The sequence below is a fragment of the Pseudomonas sp. P4_B3 genome, assembly GCF_056402295.1.
This window is the reverse complement of sequence record NZ_JBFUHR010000012.1, coordinates 82,594-101,077: the sequence shown is the minus strand read 5'-3', so window position 1 is coordinate 101,077 and position 18,484 is coordinate 82,594. Positions and strand designations below refer to the sequence as shown.

At 57.8% G+C, this 18,484-nt stretch carries 16 protein-coding genes and 1 other RNA gene; 2 read left to right on the top strand and 15 right to left on the bottom strand.

Annotated elements, in window-relative coordinates:
* Nucleotides 1-314: 314 nt before the first annotated feature.
* On the bottom strand, nucleotides 315-653 hold the full coding sequence (locus tag AC1DWG_RS16145) for a nitrile hydratase subunit alpha (protein ID WP_477787990.1): 339 nt from the start codon (nucleotides 651-653) through the stop codon (nucleotides 315-317).
* 918 nt (nucleotides 654-1,571) lie between these two features.
* On the opposite strand from AC1DWG_RS16145, the gene AC1DWG_RS16140 reads away from it, so the two are divergent.
* Complete coding sequence (locus tag AC1DWG_RS16140; RefSeq protein ID WP_477787989.1) at nucleotides 1,572-2,111, top strand: hypothetical protein; 540 nt, start codon at nucleotides 1,572-1,574, stop codon at nucleotides 2,109-2,111.
* A gap of 178 nt (nucleotides 2,112-2,289) precedes the next feature.
* On the opposite strand, the gene AC1DWG_RS16135 is transcribed toward AC1DWG_RS16140, so the two are convergent.
* The 13 genes from AC1DWG_RS16135 to AC1DWG_RS16075 form a co-directional block, all read right to left on the bottom strand.
* A complete protein-coding gene (locus tag AC1DWG_RS16135; protein WP_223542513.1) occupies nucleotides 2,290-2,583 on the bottom strand; it encodes a hypothetical protein in 294 nt (97 codons plus the stop codon).
* Nucleotides 2,580-3,560: an integrase domain-containing protein gene (locus tag AC1DWG_RS16130; RefSeq protein WP_477787988.1), complete on the bottom strand. Its 981-nt coding sequence runs from the start codon at nucleotides 3,558-3,560 to the stop codon at nucleotides 2,580-2,582. Before AC1DWG_RS16130 ends, AC1DWG_RS16135 begins: the two co-directional genes overlap by 4 nt.
* Nucleotides 3,538-3,897 (bottom strand): hypothetical protein, encoded by a 360-nt coding sequence (locus tag AC1DWG_RS16125; RefSeq protein WP_046031902.1) that lies wholly within the window; start codon nucleotides 3,895-3,897, stop codon nucleotides 3,538-3,540. Before AC1DWG_RS16125 ends, AC1DWG_RS16130 begins: the two co-directional genes overlap by 23 nt.
* The gene (locus tag AC1DWG_RS16120; RefSeq protein ID WP_046031903.1) at nucleotides 3,881-5,281 is read right to left on the bottom strand and encodes a YfjI family protein; all 1,401 of its coding nucleotides are present in this window, start codon (nucleotides 5,279-5,281) and stop codon (nucleotides 3,881-3,883) included. The genes AC1DWG_RS16125 and AC1DWG_RS16120 overlap by 17 nt, the downstream gene beginning before the upstream one ends.
* 1,026 nt (nucleotides 5,282-6,307) lie before the next feature.
* On the bottom strand, nucleotides 6,308-7,564 hold the full coding sequence (locus AC1DWG_RS16115; RefSeq protein WP_477788028.1) for an integrase domain-containing protein: 1,257 nt from the start codon (nucleotides 7,562-7,564) through the stop codon (nucleotides 6,308-6,310).
* 187 nt (nucleotides 7,565-7,751) lie between these two features.
* Nucleotides 7,752-8,145, bottom strand: a transfer-messenger RNA (tmRNA) gene (ssrA, locus tag AC1DWG_RS16110).
* 94 nt (nucleotides 8,146-8,239) lie between these two features.
* Nucleotides 8,240-8,518: a hypothetical protein gene (locus tag AC1DWG_RS16105; protein ID WP_477756287.1), complete on the bottom strand. Its 279-nt coding sequence runs from the start codon at nucleotides 8,516-8,518 to the stop codon at nucleotides 8,240-8,242.
* A 325-nt stretch (nucleotides 8,519-8,843) separates the two neighbouring features.
* Nucleotides 8,844-9,119: a hypothetical protein gene (locus tag AC1DWG_RS16100; protein WP_477756288.1), complete on the bottom strand. Its 276-nt coding sequence runs from the start codon at nucleotides 9,117-9,119 to the stop codon at nucleotides 8,844-8,846.
* 201 nt (nucleotides 9,120-9,320) lie between these two features.
* Entirely contained in the window at nucleotides 9,321-12,131 is a 2,811-nt protein-coding gene (locus tag AC1DWG_RS16095; RefSeq protein ID WP_477787987.1) for an FAD-binding and (Fe-S)-binding domain-containing protein, read from the bottom strand.
* Nucleotides 12,128-12,799: a LutC/YkgG family protein gene (locus AC1DWG_RS16090; protein WP_477763173.1), complete on the bottom strand. Its 672-nt coding sequence runs from the start codon at nucleotides 12,797-12,799 to the stop codon at nucleotides 12,128-12,130. Before AC1DWG_RS16090 ends, AC1DWG_RS16095 begins: the two co-directional genes overlap by 4 nt.
* The gene (locus AC1DWG_RS16085) at nucleotides 12,799-14,253 is read right to left on the bottom strand and encodes a LutB/LldF family L-lactate oxidation iron-sulfur protein (RefSeq protein ID WP_477763174.1); all 1,455 of its coding nucleotides are present in this window, start codon (nucleotides 14,251-14,253) and stop codon (nucleotides 12,799-12,801) included. The genes AC1DWG_RS16090 and AC1DWG_RS16085 overlap by 1 nt, the downstream gene beginning before the upstream one ends.
* The gene (locus AC1DWG_RS16080) at nucleotides 14,250-15,074 is read right to left on the bottom strand and encodes a (Fe-S)-binding protein (RefSeq protein ID WP_477787986.1); all 825 of its coding nucleotides are present in this window, start codon (nucleotides 15,072-15,074) and stop codon (nucleotides 14,250-14,252) included. Before AC1DWG_RS16080 ends, AC1DWG_RS16085 begins: the two co-directional genes overlap by 4 nt.
* A 150-nt stretch (nucleotides 15,075-15,224) precedes the next feature.
* Nucleotides 15,225-16,919: a lactate permease LctP family transporter gene (locus AC1DWG_RS16075; RefSeq protein WP_477787985.1), complete on the bottom strand. Its 1,695-nt coding sequence runs from the start codon at nucleotides 16,917-16,919 to the stop codon at nucleotides 15,225-15,227.
* Nucleotides 16,920-17,180: 261 nt separating this feature from the next.
* Here AC1DWG_RS16075 and AC1DWG_RS16070 point away from each other — a divergent pair, with 261 nt between their 5' ends.
* A complete protein-coding gene (locus AC1DWG_RS16070; protein ID WP_477760714.1) occupies nucleotides 17,181-17,948 on the top strand; it encodes a GntR family transcriptional regulator in 768 nt (255 codons plus the stop codon).
* Between the two features lie 48 nt (nucleotides 17,949-17,996).
* Here the strand turns inward: AC1DWG_RS16070 and smpB are convergent, their stop codons facing one another.
* Nucleotides 17,997-18,479: an SsrA-binding protein SmpB gene (smpB, locus tag AC1DWG_RS16065; protein WP_007993569.1), complete on the bottom strand. Its 483-nt coding sequence runs from the start codon at nucleotides 18,477-18,479 to the stop codon at nucleotides 17,997-17,999.
* Between the last annotated feature and the right edge of the window lie 5 nt (nucleotides 18,480-18,484).

Here is an 18,484-nt window from a genome sequence, read left to right as displayed (position 1 = left end):
TGCGAGTTCATCGACAAGCGAGTAGTCAGTACAGGCCTGGCTTTCGATGATGTATCCCTTGCCTTCCATGTGCATGAGCGCGTAGAAAACTTCCGCTGTCGGCAGCCGATCGGCAAGTAGTCGCGCCAAATCGTAGGAAGTACGTCTTCCATCGACAAGCTCGAGTACGGCGCAAAGACGGGTGTCGCTCACTACTGTGGCTTCAGCCCCATCAAACAGGCATATACCCTCATCGCGAACTATCCGAATCCTTAGACCCTTCCTTAAGGCTGGAACGCGAAGCATACATACTCCCCGATACACCGCGACTGACACTAGTCACAAAGATTCCAGCACTTGCTCGATTTCCAGCAATTACGAGCCTGCTCAACTTCGATGGCTTCGTCAAATGCAGGTGGCTCTTCTGGGATGACTATGTGCATCTCGTTGGCGGTGTCGACGTGGACGTGGACTTTTCGCCCCTCAGGCAAGGTGAGACCGAATTCTTCGAAACACTTCACGGGGTCTTGTACCAGCCTCTGCATGAAGGCCTTGTCGCTCCACGCAGTCGCCAACAACATCGCGAAGCGACGCTCGTATTCACGCTCTCGGATGTCAGAGTTGTGCCGCTCGTCGGGCTTCTTCGAGCCCGCCTTCTTTCTACTTTCTGCCATATCGTCCTCGCTGGTGATTGGAGTTACCGAACAAAAGCGACACCTGCTTCTCAACCCTGAAGAAATCTTAGGTGCTCTCCTTTCATTCGTCACGGGAAGCAGTCGCCCCTGCTTGCACCGACACTTTCTTCCGGATGTCACGGTCATCCGCAAACCGGCATGGTAACGTTGCGTGACTATTGAAAAGACCATGAATCATGTTTTTATATGCTGTTGGTTGACTTGGCGTTATACGCAGTCATGTGTTATAACTTAACAATTTTTCCACAGTGTGCAGTGGCACCTTCCGGATGTGCAATCCCAGAGATCACAGCAGATATCTTTAACTTCTGGCGAACTTTTCCCTACTAATATTGGCCCGCCTCGCGAAGCCTCGTTTTTCAAGTCATCGGTCTTAATAACTTGGAACGAGCTTATTACATAGTCGGAGCCCTGATCTTTCAGATAGTCTTAAGCTTTTTGCAGGGCTTTACTAAAGGCGTCAAAATCTTGAGCGGTTATGATGGTTTCTTTCGGGCTCATAAAAACCTCCGACAACTTAAGCTGTATTTGATTTTTGAATCATGAATGCTCTAACAAGCTTGAGTGTGCGATATTGTCAATCAAAAGGTCAGTATCGTTATTGGGTTTAGCCCCTGGCGTGTAAAATGTCAAAAATTATTAGGCAAGCTATTATGATGTAATGGAATAAAGAATAGTCCATTAATTTATAAGATGCTTCAGTTTAAATTCGGCGCATCAATCATTTTCCTTAAAGTTGTGCAATATTGATTTGGTCTTTCTATTTCTCGGAATAACACATATTGCCTTAGGTTGTATTGACGGTATTCGTTTAAAATGTGCGCAAAGTTTGCTCGCAATCCGGTAGTGCTGCTACGCTTGCACTATCGAATTCTTTCGAAGCTGAAGGAGATGCTCATGAGCGAAAAATCTGACGCACTACGACAAATTAGAAAGCCTGACAGACGCACCCTCGGCTCGTCTCGAAAAAATAGAAGTTCTTGTATCGAGAAATTAAAAAAACCAGCCTACGCCACTGGCCTATATTTGCTTAGCGCTTTGTTTTTTCTGGGAGTTCACGTCGTTAAAGCAGAGGGGATGTACAAAGATACTGGAAAAGAATTTCCCGGGCCTGAAGAAGTAGAGAGATTCTGGCGAGCGTATTTTCCTTTTGGCGCTTTATCTTCTGGACCTATCGGTTGCGCTATAGAAAGCATGGAGATTATTTGTAGAGCAGATAAAAATCCAGTTACCTCTTTTAGTTACGAAGTTATTACCTTTACTGGATACGGTACAAAAATAACAACTATTCAACAGGATGGTGCATGTGTCAGGGTTTTTTATAAACTCAGTGTTGATCATGGCGGCCCTGAAGGACGCATATGTCTATCACCAGAGGCTAACCTGAGAGTTAAACTAAAATTGACTACTCAAGTTCATTCAATATCACCGCGCTAGAGGTGGCACTAGTATATACGTTATTTCCTAGTGAATTGCCCCTTGTGTACTAGGCGAATCGAAAGGCTGCTTTTGGCCGCTTTTTGCCGTTGCCGCGTGTGCTTCGAGCAGGTTTATCAGCAAGAGGATATCCGCGCTGGAGATAGATGACGGCGGACAAGTGTGCCTGGAAGGCTGCCTACTCACGATTCGAGCGATCCATCAGCAATTGCCGGCCGTTGCCTGATCGCTTCCAGATCAGCAGAGCGGTGAGTCGATAGTAATACCGGGTGGCGTCGGAATGGTCTTTCAGGTGCTGAGTGAGAAACCAGCGCACATGCTTGAGCTGCCAGGTCCAGGGATTGTCTCGCTGCCATCGCTGTTGAATGGCCGCTTGCATGATTCGGGCTTGCCGTAGGTGTCGTTGCTGCGTGACCTGCGAGCCGGTCAGTACGCCGCTCAGGAACAGCGCTATATCGAATGGTTTGGTCACTCTCGACCTCCAATGTAGGCCGAAACCACATCGATCCGGTTATGCCCGAGCTCTAGGCTGATTTGTTGGCGCGCCTGTTGATCAAGGTCGCGGTCAATGCGATAGCAGTGGCCACCATTGACTGGTGCGGCATGCCCCGTGAGCTGTTCGTAGCGCTCGCAGGCGTAGGCTGCTCGCAGTTCATGGAAACCCTTCAGCCCTTGTTCATGCAGCGTTTCTCGGGCGGGGAGCAGGGTCTGTTGCAGAAACGCGGAGTAGCTTTCGTCGCGGGCCAGTAAGTTGCGGCTGCGGGGCGGCGATGCCTTACGAGCAAACTGCAGCGCCGCCTTCACCTCTTCATTTACCGCGACCCATCGCGGCGCTGATGCGCCTGAGCGGCCGCCTTTGGTGCCGTCCTGGATGTTGATGCGGCCTAAGTGTTCGGCTTCGCGGTGCAAGCGTGGCAGGTCGGCCAGGATCGCTTCGCGCAGGCGCATGCCGGTTGTTCGGGCCAACAGGACAATCGCGGCCACCCGCTCGTGTTGCTGTTCGCCAAGCGCCTCGAGTACTCGCCGCACCTGTTGGTGGTCTTGGCCATCCGGCGCACGGGTGCGTACGCTCGAGCGCTGTTGTCCCAACGCCTGACTCGGGCTGGCGATCCTCACGTCCTGATCACCGCGCAGCGCCGCGAGGGCACGGTTGACGCTGCTCAGGCGGTTCTGCGCGGTCGCGATGCAGAGTTCACCTTGCTGGATCTGCTGGCGCAGGTAAGCAGCGTAGTCTTGCAGCGTCCGTCGATCGATCTGGCGCGCATCGTTGTAACCGGGACCGTCCTCTGACCGACACCAACGCACGAATGCTTGCCAGCGATCGCTATGAGCTTTGACCGTGGCGAAGTGGCCGCCGCCAAACAAATCCTTTAGCGCTTGTGGGCCGGCGTAGCTCAGCTGGCGGCCATAGCCAAAGTTGCGACCATCACGCCGACCGACCAGGGCCATCGTCTTCACCGTTTTCGTTTGTTTGCAGAAAGAGCAGTAGGGCTTTCCAGTGGGGGCTGAGCCTGGCCAGCTGCTGCCAGTGTGTCGGGCGAATCAGGAGGGAGTTCCCGTGGTGTTGCAGCAGCGCCCCTTCCTCACGCAGTTGCTTTATCAGCAGAGTGATGTGGGCAGGTTCCAGGGGTGGTGTGGCGACTGCGGCGACAGTGGCGACAACCCGCGTCGTTTCTGGCCTGGCGCGTGGCGACAGGGTGGCGACTGAGGCGGCGACACACCGCGATTCTGGCTGCGGTTGATGTTGCGTCTGGTAGCGGCGCACCGCGTCATTGAGGCGAAACATGGCGAACCTCGAAAGTTTTTCCGTCGCGGCTGGTCAGCCAGCGATGAGTGATCAGCACGACCAATAAAGAGGCGGTATGGTCAGCGCTCTTACGGGCAAAACGAGGGCCGTTGCGATTGACGTCGCGAATGGTGAAGTGAGTCCAGCCTTTCTGTACCAGCCAGCGCAGCAGTCGATCCGCCTCTTCGCATCGGCTATTGACCGGCTCCTGTTCGGTCAGGCGCTGGATCTCGGCCAGGTAGTAATCCATCAGCGTGGAGGCGCGCTGTATGTGTGCTTCGTCCAACGCACTGGCCTCTTCCACCATGGCCAGCACACCTGCGATGCGCAGTACATTCGCCGCGGCTTTGCCTGCGACAGGCTGGACGCCGGCTAGCTCACCGAACTCGCCAGACTGGCACTCGATAGTGTCGTGAATATCAATCCAGGCACGCCGGGCACGGGCAGTCAGCTCCAGCGTGGCGGGATTGAGTGAGCCATCCTGGTGAAGCGACCAGGGCTGTTGCAGCAGGGCGGTGATCCGCTGTTGGTAGCGCTGGACCTTGGCATCTCGGGTCAGGTCGATCGCCTTGTAAAGTCGTTGGCCGGCCAGGCGCTCGGGCCAACTGATCAGGCAACGCCCGAGGATGCCTTGGCCATTGATCACCGGGTCTTTGAACAGTTGGTTGGCCAGGTAGGGCTGCAGCATCAGATGCAGGCTAAGACGGCGGTCATAGGCGCGCAGGCTTTCTCCGGCCATGGAGCGCGCCCGGTCGATGGGGCTGCCATCCCACAGTGTCGACAAGGTGGTGATCGCCTTGAGCAGGTTTTCTTTGCTCATGGTGGTGCTGCCCAAGAACTGGCCACCTTCATCATTGAATAAGCCCATGCTGGGCAAGCCCTGGCATAGACTTTTGACCAGGGCCTCAATGGTGGGCTCGGCAATGATCAGTCTCGGTGGTACCGGCTCGGACAGCTCACCGCCTTTTGCCTCAGCACGCTTTGTTGAGGTTTTGGGTTTGGCCATGATGGTGGTAGCGGCGCGATAGGTTTTGAGCTTTTCCGCATACAGGGCCCACTGCTGCCGTTCCCAGTCGCGCGCCGCCTTCAGTGCCAGATGGTCCACCGCGCTTTTGCGATCACCCGAGGACGCCACCGTCAGTAGGTAGAGGGACAGCGGATAGGTTCGGCCGTCGAGTTGTACATTGGCATGACCCTGGCTCACTAGGGCAGCAGTAGCCAGCACCGATTGTGCAGCCATGGCGCAGGGTACGCCGATCACCTCGGCCAGTCGTTCGACCGCAGGGCCCAACAGATTCCCGAGTGCTTCGACCGGGTACGGCAGTGGCGTCTGCTGGTATTCCAGCAATGGTTGTGGTGGCTCGAACGCTTCGCACAGTTGCATCGCAATTCTCCTGAGATTATCGACTTCGCCCTCGCTCATCCCGCCACGGTTGTTGAGTGTTATCAGGGATCAAGGCCCCTGCGACCTGTGAGGGTTGTCCACTAACGCGGGACTGACGGCTCTTTACGACCGGGAGCTTGGGCATCTCATGATCTGGCCTCCTGAACACCGATAGCGGTGGGCGGGTGGAGGCTGCGCTGGCTGACGAGACCAGCGCCGCGAGATCCTGAGTCGGGTGAAGGCAGTGATGCGATGACCGGGGCATGCCTGACTGTCAGTCAGGTGCAGTCCATTCCCTGGGCTGCGGCACCATCATCTGCATCGCTATTGCTGGTGACTTCGGTATTTGTCACGCCGATTGTCACGAGGGGAAATGCCGCAAAGCCTTGTACGAGTTGGGCTGCAGCAGCGGTAGGAGCGCCCGTCTCTTTAGGGGGCAAAGAGACGGGCAAAAGGTTGGCGCAAGAAATGGCCACGCGGATAAGTTGCTGCAGAGCAGCCAAGAGGGGGCATGAGTTGCCGCAGTGGGCATTCTGGAAGAAGTGGCATCCATCACATCGCTGTGACCGTGCGAGCCGCCGGACGCTAATCGCACTTAGGGGGAACCACCACGATGTGGCGTAGCCTCAAAGGTTCTGGCTACCTGGGTGCTGTCGAGGACAGCGCTTGTACGGTTCTGGTTTAGCGCTCGTTCTGCTTGCGGTCAACAGCATTTTGGGGGTCACTTTTGCGCCAATCGGTAGCGCTGGAAGACCTTGGAGCCCGGTGGTTTTCCATGGGCGGGTGGTCGTTCGTCGGTTTTTAATGTGAGCCCATGCGAGTGGGAATGCGGAGCCTTCCCGCTCGCGTGGGCTTAGCCGAGAAAGTCCCAAGAGAGAGGCTTACAGCGGCGACAGTCGCCACCTCTGTCGCCATGCTGCAGACCAGGTATTACACGGGTTGTCGCCAGTGTCGCCGCTGTCGCCAAATCAACCATCACTCCATCTGGGGAGTCATTTTCGGTTACCGGCGGCGTTCGGTGAGCGCTCACCGTATCGGCACGACATTGCAGTTCCTGGTGTCATTGATGGCAGCTGCCGACAGACTACCCGTTGCTGCTTTTTGGATGTGCTCACTCCACCAAGCCATCATCGGACGCCGACGCTCAATGTAGTCAGCTCGGTTGTAAGCGCTTCGGACTTCGTCCTTGTCGACATGCGCCAGCGCGACTTCGATCAGCTCCGGATCCCACCCATGCTCGTTCAGGATGGTGCTGGCCATGGAGCGCATGCCGTGGCTGACCAAGCGGTCCTGGAAGCCCATGCGTTTCAACGCCATGTTGGCGGTCTGGCTATTGGCGTGGGTGCGTGGGTTTCTATCTGCCGGGAACACATATTCTCTGTGGCCGCTGTGGAGCTTGAGTGTCTCCAGTAGTGCGAGTGCCTGTTCCGTCAGCGGGATGGTGTGCGGGCGACGCTTTTTCATGCGCTCCGGTGGGATGGTCCAAATGCGTTTGTCGAAGTCGATGTCTGCCCAGCAAGTGGTGGCCGCTTCGGCAGGGCGGGTCATGGTGTGCAGCTGCCATTCGATCAGGCAGCGTGTGACCCGCTTGATGCTGGCATTTGCGATTTCCATCATGAGCTCCGGAAGCTCGTCAGGTCGTAGCGCGGCCATGTTCTCTTTCTTGGGTTTCTTGAACACCGCCCGAATGCCACTGAGGGGGTTCGCAAAGATCAGTCCTGAATTGACCCCGTAGGTCATGATCTCGTTAAGGCGCTGGCTCAGCCGCTTCACTGTTTCGAGGCTGCCTTTGGCCTCAATCGGGCGAAGCAGTTCGATGACCATCGGTGCGGTGATTTTCGAGAGCGGCGTTGTTTTCAGGTCTGGAAATACGTGCAGCGTGAGCGATCGCCAAATGTCCTCGGCGTACGCTGGCGTGACGGAGTCCTTCTTCAGCTCGAACCAGGCGGTGGCCACGTTCTCGAACGTGTGTTCCGTCTCTGCTCGTTTGGCTTCGTCCTGTGCATTGCGTTGCACCTTGGGGTCAATGCCTTGTGCCAGCAGCTCGCGCGCTTCAACCACTTTTTTCCTGGCGTTCGCTAGTGAGAGCTCTGGGTACGTGCCCAGCCCCATATTGATACGGTTTTTGGTTACCGGCTCGCGGTAGTTGAAGTTCCACAGCATCGAGCCATTGCTCCTGACTCGGAGCTGAAGGCCATCACCATCGCTGAGGACGTAATCCTTGTCTTTTGCCTTGACTGCCTTGAGCTGGCGGTCGGAGAGGCGAAGGGCTAGAGCAGGCATGAGAGCTACCTCTGACACCGTTTTGGTATTCCAAAAAATAGCACCGGAAGGCTTGGAATACCATTTGGAATACCCAAACGGCTGGAACTCAAAAAAACTCTCCAGCGCCCAGTAGCGCTTAAACCCTTGATTTTGCTGGATTTCAGGCACAAAAAAAGACGTCCGTGGACGTCTTTAGATGATGAAGTGGTGGAGCCGGGGGGATTTGAACCCCCGTCCGCCAGTACTCCGCTGTCGGTACTACATGCGTAGCCGTGTCTATTAAGTTAACCCTCAGCGACCCGACGGGCAGGGTGCTTTGGGCGAGTTGTGTAAGTTTTAGCCGCTTCGTCCACAACGTACTGCACGGCGATTCTGTTCTATATGACAATCACTTTGGGTTTACAGACATCCCCTGATGATTGCTGGACCCGAAGGTACCAGGAGGGAAGGGCTAAGGCTGCTTACGCAGCGAGAGCGTATTCCCCGTAGGTTTCGTCATTGGCAACTATAGGAAGTTGCAACAGTGGATTTACGAGTTCTGTTACCAACTCGGCATGCACCTAAAGTTTCGCAACCGGCGTCGAATCCTAAACGGCCCCGAGCCTGGTGCTCTTTGAATCAAGTGAGCAACAAGCCTGTACAGTGTACGTCAACGTGACCCAGAAGGCCAACCCGAAGGTTGGCCACCACAAATTATGGGTTGGGCTCGTTGCTCTGTCTGTCAGCGAGTGCCATCGCCTGGGTGGCCTCGGTGACGCATTTTTTGTCGTCTCCGGAGGCTTGTGAGGCTTCGGCGCTGGACATCAGTCTTTTGATCTCCATTGTGGTGCTTCCGGAGGTCGCCGGCAGCGCATTCACTTTGCCTTTGAGCTCTTGCAGCTTGCTCGTACAAAGGTTGTTGTCCGCAGCAAATACAGGAGAAGCCAGCATGGCAGCAGCAATGAACAGGCCAGCGAGTGTGGTGCGTTTCATGGGTATCTCCTTGAGCTGATGGTCTCGGTGCTGCCGTATGAGTGGACGGCCAAGCCGAGCCCGAAAAATCAGCCACGATCTGATGGGGCTTACCTCAAAGACTACGATTCAACGCAAGAATTCGGTTTTTCAGAAAACGTGTCGAGCTTTTTCCAGCGATGCGGACGGTTACACATTTCCAGACCCAAGATGCAACAAAACCCGCAACTGGCGGGTTTTGGTTTGCTTCGTATCGGACGCGGCCGGGCTTTGAACTCCCGGCTGCCAGTACTCCGTTGTTGATGTACACCAACAAGGCCCACCCGAAGGTTGGCCTTGAACTGAGTTACTTCGCGCCTTTGTGCGCGTTCGTGACGTCCATGATGGTTTGGTTGGTCTCGGCGATGCAATCATCAATACCTGCCTTGGTGCCTTTTGCCTGGTCGGCTTTGGCTTTCTTGACGGAGGCCTCCACCTGGTCAAGCATTTCCCCGGGAATCTGTGCCTTGCCGTTTTCGATGGTTTGCAGGTTGACCGCGCACTGGTCTTTTTCGGCCGCAAACGAAGTGGAAGCCATCATGGAAGCAACAACGAACAAACCTAACAGCACAGAACGATTCATGTGTATCTCCTTGGACTGAAGGACCAGTCATTGCTGGCCATCAAAACGGTCTACCGAGTTTTAGGAAGTCCCGCATTAGCGGGACTTGATCAGTGGACTGCGGCGGCACGTCAGGGTTCTGCTTTTCTACTGTAGAGCTGTCGATTCCGGCAAGTAGCGTTAAGGAATGCACGTCTATGCACCTTCCTGTAGATCCTGCTATCAGGGCACCCTAGCCTGGGTAACGCGGTCCACCAGATAGACTAGTCCGTGGTAGTCAATGCCGCCATGTTGCGTCAGACCGATCTCACAGGTGCGGCTGGTCGATATCCCCTCGCTGCATTGTTGCACCGCGTCCTTGAGCGTGCGCAGGGAATGGGCGTTCAACTCCGGCGTGGTGAAACCCTTGTCGCCGGCGAAGCCGCAGCAGTGAATGCCTTCGGGAATGACCACGTTTTTGCTGCATTTGCGCGCCAGATCGATCAGCGCCTGACTTTCGCCAAGGTGCTGAGTGCTGCAAGTGACGTGCACCGCAATCGGCGCATCCTGCGGTGTGAAGTCGAGGCGATCCATCAAGTGCGTGCGAATGAAGCGCACCGGGTCGTACAGGTCCAGACGGTTTTCGCTCATGTCCTGAACCAGACGCAAGGTGCAGGGGCTGGTGTCGCAGTAGATCGGGTCGAGCCCGCCGCGGCTGGCGTGCAGCAACGCGCCAATCAGCTCCTGGCGTTTGTGTTCGGCTTGCTCGGCGTAGCCTTTGGACGCGAACGGCTGACCGCAGCACAGGTTGTCGAGATTGTCCGGGAAAACCACCTGATAACCGGCCTTTTCCAGCAGGCCTCGGGTCTTGTCGTGCAGCGACATTTGTTCCGTGTCGCCCGCCGCCGGACCCATGGCGCGGGATACACAGGCTGCCAGATAGACCACACGCGGACGCGCGTCGGTCACCGCCGGACTGAAGCGAATGGCTTTTTCCGGTTGCGGCATCGCGTTGGTCCATTGCGGGACCTGACCCTTGGACAGGCGCGTCAACGTCGCCGACAACTTCGCCAATCTTGGTGCCCCCAGCAACATCCGCGCGCCATTGGCCACGTGCAGGGTGAAGCGTGCACCTTGCAGTGCCGTGGCGAAATTTCCTTCAAGCCAGTTGGCGGTTTTCGTATGCGTCGCCTTCCGGCTACGCAGCTTTTTCACTAGTTCGCCGGTATTGATGCCTACAGGGCAACGTTGTGCACACAGGCCGGTGGCGGCACAGGTATCGATGCCCTGGTATTCGTACGCGGCTTCGAGTTCGGTGGTGTCGATGCCGGCGCGTTTTCTCGCCTGAATGTCGCGCCAGATCACGATGCGCTGGCGTGGGCTCAGGGTCAGGCCTTTCGACGGGCAGACCGGTTCGCAGAAGCCGCACTCGATGCACTTATCCACAATCTCGTCGGCGGCCGGCAAGGGCTTGAGGTGCTTGAGGTGGATCTGCGGATCTTCGCTGAGTACCACGTCCGGGTTGAGAATGCCGTTGGGATCCAGCAGACGCTTGAGCTGCCACATCAATTGGTAGGCATCGCTGCCCCATTCCAGCTCAACGAAGGGTGCCATGTTGCGCCCGGTGCCGTGTTCGGCTTTCAGCGAACCGCCGAACTCCACTGCCACCAGTTGCGCCACGTCGTCCATGAACGCCTGATAGCGTGCGACTTCTTCTGCGTTGTTGAAGCCCTGGGTGAAGACAAAGTGCAGATTGCCTTCCAGCGCGTGTCCGAAAAGGATCGCTTCGTCGTAGTGATGTTTGTCGAACAGTTCGATCAGGCGGTTAACGCCGCTGGCCAGTTGTTCGACCGGGAAGGTGACGTCTTCGATGATCACCGTGGTGCCGGTCTTGCGTACCGCGCCGACGGCCGGGAAGGTGTCTTTGCGGATGGCCCAGAGTCGGGCGTTTTCCTGTGGATCCTCAGTGAAATCGACCTGCTTTTCCACGGGGAACGTTTTCAGCGACGCCATGATCTGCGCCAGTTGTTCGTGCAGCAAGGTGGACGACGCGGCGCGGGATTCGATCAGCAAGGCGCAGGCATTGTTCGACAGCTGTTGTACGAAAGGCGGCATGCCGGGTTTGTCCTGCACTGAACGCAGGCTGCGCCGGTCCAGCAGTTCCACGGCCGACACCGGTTGGCTTTTCAGTACGGTGACCGCGTTGCAGCAGGTCTCGACATCCGGGAACACAATCAGGGCCGAGGCCTTGTTCGGATGGTCGATCACCGTGTCGTAGGTCACCGCGCTGATGAACCCTAGCGTGCCCTCGGAGCCCACCAGCAAGTGGCTCAAGATATCCACAGGCTCGTCGAAATCCACCAAGGCATTGAGCGACAGGCCGGTGGTATTTTTCAGACGGTATTTGTGGCGAATTCTCGCAGCCAGTTCGGCGTTGGCGCGGGTCTCGCGTCCCAGGGTTGTCAAACGCTCCAACAGAGCGGCGTGGCTTTGGCGAAACGCCGTGACGCTTGCGGCATCCTCGGTGTCGAGACGACTGCCGTCGGCCAGCACCAGACGAATGCCGGCCAGGGTGTGATAGGTGTTTTGCGCCGTGCCGCAGCACATGCCGCTGGCATTGTTGGCGACGATACCGCCGATCTTGCAGGCGTTGATCGAGGCCGGGTCCGGGCCGATCTTGCGTCCGAAAGGCGCCAGCCAGGCGTTTGCCTGGGCGCCGATCACGCCCGGTTGCAGGCGAATCTGTGTGCCTTGCCCGCGAATCTCGCGCGCGTTCCAGTTATCCCCAAGCACGATCAAAACCGAGTCGCTGATGGCCTGACCAGAGAGGCTGGTGCCGGCAGCACGGAAAGTTACCGGGACGTGATCGCGCTGCGCCAGTTTCAGTAGCGCCACCACTTCGTCTTCGGACTCGACGCGGATTACCAGTTGCGGAATCAACCGATAGAAACTGGCATCGGTGCCGAAGGCCAGGGTCGACAGCGGGTCGTCGAAGCGTCGCTCTTGTGGAATCAGTTGCTGTGCATCACGCAGGAAAGCAGCCGGTAGACTCATTGGTCCTCCAGGATCAATACCACCAGGTCTTTCGGACCGTGGGCGCCGTACGCCAGCACTTGCTCGATGTCGGCAGTCTTCGACGGGCCGGACACCAGCAACGCATTGGTCGGCATGCCCTGGGCCCATTCGAACTCCTGCTGCACCTGATAGAAGTTGTCGTGGATTTCACTGGCCTTGAGCAGGGCGAAATGCACCGGTGGTGCGAGGCTCATCAGGCGCGGTTCTTCCCGCGTAGGCCAGAGAATCAGGCTACCGGTCGCCGCGATGGCGCCGAGGCTGGCGGTCAGGCTCGCCGGGGTGTCGTTGAACAGTTCGGCCTTCCATTCTTCAACCGGGCGGTCGTAGGCCTTGAGCTTCGGTAAATCGGGATTGTTCGCCCAGTGCTGTGTGATCCGTTGACCGTGGGGCGTTGTCGGTGCGATCAGCAGACTCGGCAATTGGCGCTCGCGCAGCAATTGCGCGAGTAGCGTCGGCCATTCTTGGCCGGACGTCAGATGAATTTCCGTGTGCACCGCTTCCATCAGTTTGCGCAGTTGCGCAATGCGCTGCTCTGGCGCGTAGGTGTAAGGCTGGGTCACCAGATCGATATCGAAGTTATCGGCCACTGGCGTGGTGCCTGTCAGACTTTTACGCAGTTTGGCGAGGATATTTTGCTTGGCGCTCATCAACGGTCTCCCTGTTTGGCCAAATGCTCGCGGGCCATGTCATGCAGTGAGCGGGCGGCGGGTTTGGGTGCGCTGTGGTTTTGCGTCCACGGACCGACATTGCTCGGCGTGAGGGCGCGCAAACGGGTGGCGAAGAATCCGAACAGGCGATACAGCGTCGGCGAGCTGTTGAGCTTCGCCCAGGCATTCCAGATGAACCGCTCCTTGCGCGAATACTTGCTGCCCTGACCGCGCATCACTTGATGGGGGCTGTCGGGGGCCTTGACGTTTTCTTCCCGCAGGCGACGCAACAGAGCAGGGATCGGAATTTTCACCGGGCAGACTTCACCGCAGGCGCCGCACAGCGACGAGGCGCTCGGGTGATCCGGCACTTTCGCCAGGCCAACCATGTGCGGGGTGATGATTTTTCCGATAGGCCCGGGGTAAACCTCCCCATAGGCGTGACCACCGATTCGGGTGTAGACCGGGCAATGATTCATACAGGCGCCACAGCGAATGCAGTTCAGGGTCTGGCGCAGTTCGCTGTCGGCAAAGGCCTGGCTACGGCCGTTGTCGAGCAGTACCAGGTGCACTTCCTGCGGGCCGTCGAGTTCATGTTCCTTGCGCGGGCCGGAGATCATGTTGACGTAAGTGGTGATCGGAATGCCCAGGGCCGAGCGGGTCAGCAATGACAGCAACGGCACCACATCGCGCAGGTTCTCGACGACTTTTTCGATGCCGGTGACGGCGATATGCACGGGCGGCACCGTGGTGGTCATGCGGCCGTTGCCTTCGTTTTCTACCAGCAGCAGGGTGCCGGTTTCGGCTACGGCGAAGTTGACACCGGAGACGCCGATGTCCGCTTCGAAGAATTTCTGCCGCAAGACCTTGCGACCGATCTGAATGAGTTGGTCAACGTCCTTGGTGTATTCCACCCCAAGTTTGTCGTGGAACAAGGACGCGACCTGACCGGCATTCTTGTGGATCGCCGGCATGATTATGTGTGAAGGCTTCTCGTGGTCGAGCTGGACGATGTACTCGCCCATGTCCGATTCCAGGCATTCAATGCCCTGTTCAGCGAGGAAATGGTTCATCTCCATCTCTTCGCTGACCATCGATTTGCCCTTGATCACTTGCCGCCCCTCGTGAGCGCGGATGATCGAGAGGACGATGCCATTGGCCTCGTCCACCGTTTCCGCCCAGTGCACTGTCACACCGTTGCGGGTCAGGTTCTGTTCCAGTTGCTCGAGCAGCTCGGGCAACTTGGAGAGCGCGCGGGCACGGACGGCATTGCCCAGTGCGCGCAAGTGTTCTCTTTCATGGGCATCGCTGAACGCCGCTGCCCGTTTGCTCATCAGTGAATCCATCGCCTTGCGAAAGTTGCCTCGCAATTGCGCGTCACCCAACGCCTTGTGGGCGCGGGTGCGAAAATCTTCTTCTACGGCAACCGTAGGAATAATCGCGGAAGTGCTCATCGGGCACCTCCGGTACGCTGCCAGAGGAAACTGGCCAGATGCTGACCGCGCAACGCTTCCTGCTGTTTTTCCAGCGAGCCGTTGATGTTCATCAAGCAACCGCAGTCGGCACTCAATATCTTGTGCGCGCCGGATTCCTTCAACGCCCGGGTCTTGTCAGCCACCATCGCGCCGGAAATGTCTGGCATACGGACGCTGAATGTCCCGCCGAAGCCACAGCATTCGCTTTCGTGGTCGTGGTTGACCCGTTCCACGTTGCTCAACTGCGCCAATAATTCGCGGCCGTGCAGGTGGGTGTTCATTTCACGGCGTGCCGAGCACGAGGTGTGCAGCGCCACTTTTACCGGTTCGCCGCTGTCCTTGAGCTGCACCTTGCAGACAAACAACAGAAACTCGGCCAGTTCGTAGGTTCTGGCAGCCAAGGCCTGAACCTGTTTCAACGTGTCCGGCTCGTCCTTGAACAAGTCGGCGTAATGTTCGCGCAGCATGCCCGCGCAAGAGCCCGACGGCACCACCACCGGATGGTCGCCGGCAAACAGCGCCAGTTGCGAGCGCGCCACGGTCCGTGCCTGTTCGGTGTAACCGGAGGTATAGGCCGGTTGGCCGCAGCAGCTTTGCCCTTGCGGGTATTCGACACGAATGCCTTCGCGCTCCAACAGGTGGATCGCATCCATCCCGGCTTCGGGGTAGAACAAATCGACCACGCAGGTCCCGAACAGGTAAACCCGTGATGGTTTCTCGCTGGGGTACTGCCGAGGCTCGGGCAGTGGCGGGGCGACACGGGTCGCATTCGGCACGGCGTTGTAAAAAAGCTCGCTCATCAGGCGGTCTCCGGGTGGTCCCGGTTATTCGTCTGTTGAGGCTGCTGAATATAAAACCGGAAGCTTTCAGCAGCCTTACAGACCGGGGTGTGAATAGCGGACGCCGGGGGCGTGGCCCGGTGTCGGTTTTTATCGTGTTGCCTGTAGCCCTTAGTGCACCAGCATGCCGGTGAACCAGTAGGCCTGGGCCAATGTGATCAAACCGACAATCGTTGCAAAGAATAGGCTGTGCTTGAGGGTGAAGCGGAACAGATCCGATTCTTTGCCCACCAGGCCGGTCGCGGCACAAGCCACGGCGATCGATTGTGGCGAGATCATCTTGCCGGTCACACCGCCACTGGTGTTCGCCGCCACCAGCAAGGTGTCGTTGACACCGATCTGGTGCGCGGTGGTCGCTTGCAGCGAACTGAACAGGGCGTTGGACGAGGTATCGGAACCGGTGAGGAACACGCCCAGCCAGCCGAGGAACGGCGAGAAGAACGGAAAGGCTGCACCCGTCGCCGCCAGTACCAGAGCCATGGTCGAGGACATGCCCGAGTAGTTGGTCACGAAGGCAAACGCCAGCACCATGCCGATGGACAGGATCGGCCAGCGCAGTTCGTAGAAGGTCTCTTTCAAAGTGGTCAGACCAGTTTTGAAATTGACCTTCAGGACCAGCATCGAGATCAGCGCCGAGAAGAAAATCGCCGTGCCGGTGGCGGAAATCGGGTCCAGTTTGAACACTGCCGGAAGGGCGGTTGGCGCGGCCACGATCGGTGCGACCTTGATCACCATCTGGTCCAGGTGCGGGATGGCGAAGTTGAATACGAAGCTGTACATCGAACCGCCGGCGGCGAACATGGCCTTGAACGGTTTCAAGGTCCAGATCGTGACCAGTACGGTGAGAATCAGAAACGGAGACCAGGCCTTGAAGATTTCCCCAAGGCTGTAAGGCGAAGCCACGGTTGTGCGTTTCTGGCCGAAACCACCGACGCTGGCGCTCACCACGGAGGCCGAGACGGCGCCGACGATGTGTTGGCCGGCGGCGCGTTTTGGTTGCCAGACTTTCAGGAACAGGGTCAGGGAAATCAGGCTGACCAGGGCCGAGGTGATGTCCGGCAGTTCCGGGCCGATGAAGTTCGAGGTGAAGTACTGGGTCACGGCAAAGCTCAAGCCGGCCACCAGGGCTGCGGGCCAGGTTTCCCGCACGCCGCGCAGGCCGTCCATCATGAACACCAGCCAGAACGGCACGAACAGCGACAGCAGCGGCAATTGGCGGCCGGTCATGGCGCCGATCTTGAACGCGTCGATGCCAGTGACTTGCCCGGCAACGATGATTGGAATGCCCAGGGCGCCAAAGGCCACCGGCGCGGTGTTGGCGATCAGGCACAAGCCAGCGGCGTACAGCGGGTTGAAGCCCAGTCCTACCAGCAGGGCGGCGGTAATTGCTACCGGTGCGCCGAAACCGGCCGCCCCTTCGAGGAAGGCACCGAAGCAGAAGCCGATCAGCAGGACCTGCAGGCGCTGGTCATCGGTGATCGACAGGACCGAACTGCGGATGACTTCAAACTGCCCGCTCTTGACCGTCAGTTTGTAGAGGAACACCGCTGCCACAATGATCCAGGCAATCGGCCACAGGCCATAAGCGAAGCCATACCCGGCGGCGGCGAACGCCATATCGACCGGCATCTGGAAAGCAAAGATCGCCACCAGAATCGACAACGCCAGGGTGATGCTACCGGCCACATGCCCTTTGAGGCGGAACACGGCCAAAGCCAGGAAGAAAAACACGATGGGGATAACGGCTGCGAGTGCGGACAGGCCGAGGCTGCCGAGCGGGGTATAGAGCTGTTGCCAGGTTTGCATATGGGGTGGCCCCTAATTGTTGTTGGTCAGGCACTGATCAGCGTTCTTGGACAATTGGTAAGACCAATTTACAATCGCTGTTGGCTAGGGTAAAAGCCTTGTAGGCGGTGTGTCAATTTGCCGCCCTAAAACTTTTGTCGAATGCGAAGTGCGCAGGTCGTCTGTCTGGTATGACCAAATGCGCTGTGGCAGGTGCTGGCGCGGCGCCGATAGGCCAGAATAGAGCCCCGGCGAGCCGTCGGATCGTGGAGTAATCGAGTTATGGGGTTTGATCAGATTCGTCAGCGCCGTTTGTCTGACGATATTGTCGAGCAGCTTGAGGGCATGATCCTCGAGGGCACGCTGAAAGCGGGTGAGCGCTTGCCGGCCGAGCGCGCGCTGGCCGAGCAATTTGGCGTGTCACGCCCTTCGTTGCGCGAAGCCATTCAGAAGCTGACCGCCAAGGGCCTGCTGGTCAGTCGCCAGGGTGGCGGCAACTATGTGGTGGAATCACTGGGTAGCACCTTCAGTGATCCCTTGTTGCATCTGCTGGAAAGCAATCCTGAGGCGCAACGCGATCTGCTGGAGTTTCGCCATACGCTGGAAGCGTCTTGCGCCTACTACGCGGCGCTGCGTGCCACGGAGGTGGATCGCGAACGGCTGACCGCTGCGTTCAACGAACTGCAGGACTGCTATTCCCGTCACGAAGAAGTGAGTCGTGCCGAAGAGGGGGCTGCAGACGCAAGTTTTCACCTGGCGATCGCCGAGGCCAGCCACAATGCCGTGTTGCTGCACACCATTCGCGGGCTGTTCGACCTGCTCAAGCGCAACGTGGTGACCAACATCGGTGGCATGTACAAGCAGCGCACCGAAACCCGCGACATGTTGATCGCGCAGCATCGGGAGTTGTATCAGGCGATCATCGAAGGGCGGGCGGAGCAGGCGCGTGAAGTTTCCAGTCGACACATTCTGTATGTACAGGAGGTGCTGGAAGAAGTGCGTCAGGAAGTGCAGCGCATGGCCCGGGCGGAGCGGCGCAAGGGGATGTAGAGAGGTGGCTGTGGGAGGGAGCAAGCTCCCTCGCCTCAAGCAGGAAAATTACTCTTCCTTGCCCTTGTTGCGCACCGCACGCTGCAACTCGCGACCGGCGTCGCGTTCGCGCTCGGTATCGCGCTTGTCGTATTCCTTCTTGCCCTTGCCCAGCGCGATCTCGCACTTGACCATGTGCTTGCTCCAGTACCAGGACAGGCACACGCAGGCGTAACCCTTTTGCTGCACGGCAGCGGCCAGCTTTTCCAGCTCGCGCCGATTGAGCAGCAATTTACGGGTGCGCACCGGGTCAGCGATGACGTGGGTACTGGCGGTCGTCAGGGGCGTAATGTGGCTGCCGAGCAGCCAGGCTTCGCCATCCTTGAGCAGTACGTAGCTGTCAACCAGCTGCAGCTTGCTTGCCCGCAGACTTTTTACTTCCCAGCCGGCCAGGACCAGACCAGCCTCGAACCGATGTTCGATGAAGTAATCGTGTCGCGCCTTTTTATTTTGCGCGATGGTCCCTGTTGGGTGTTTCTTCTGTTTAGCCATAGGGG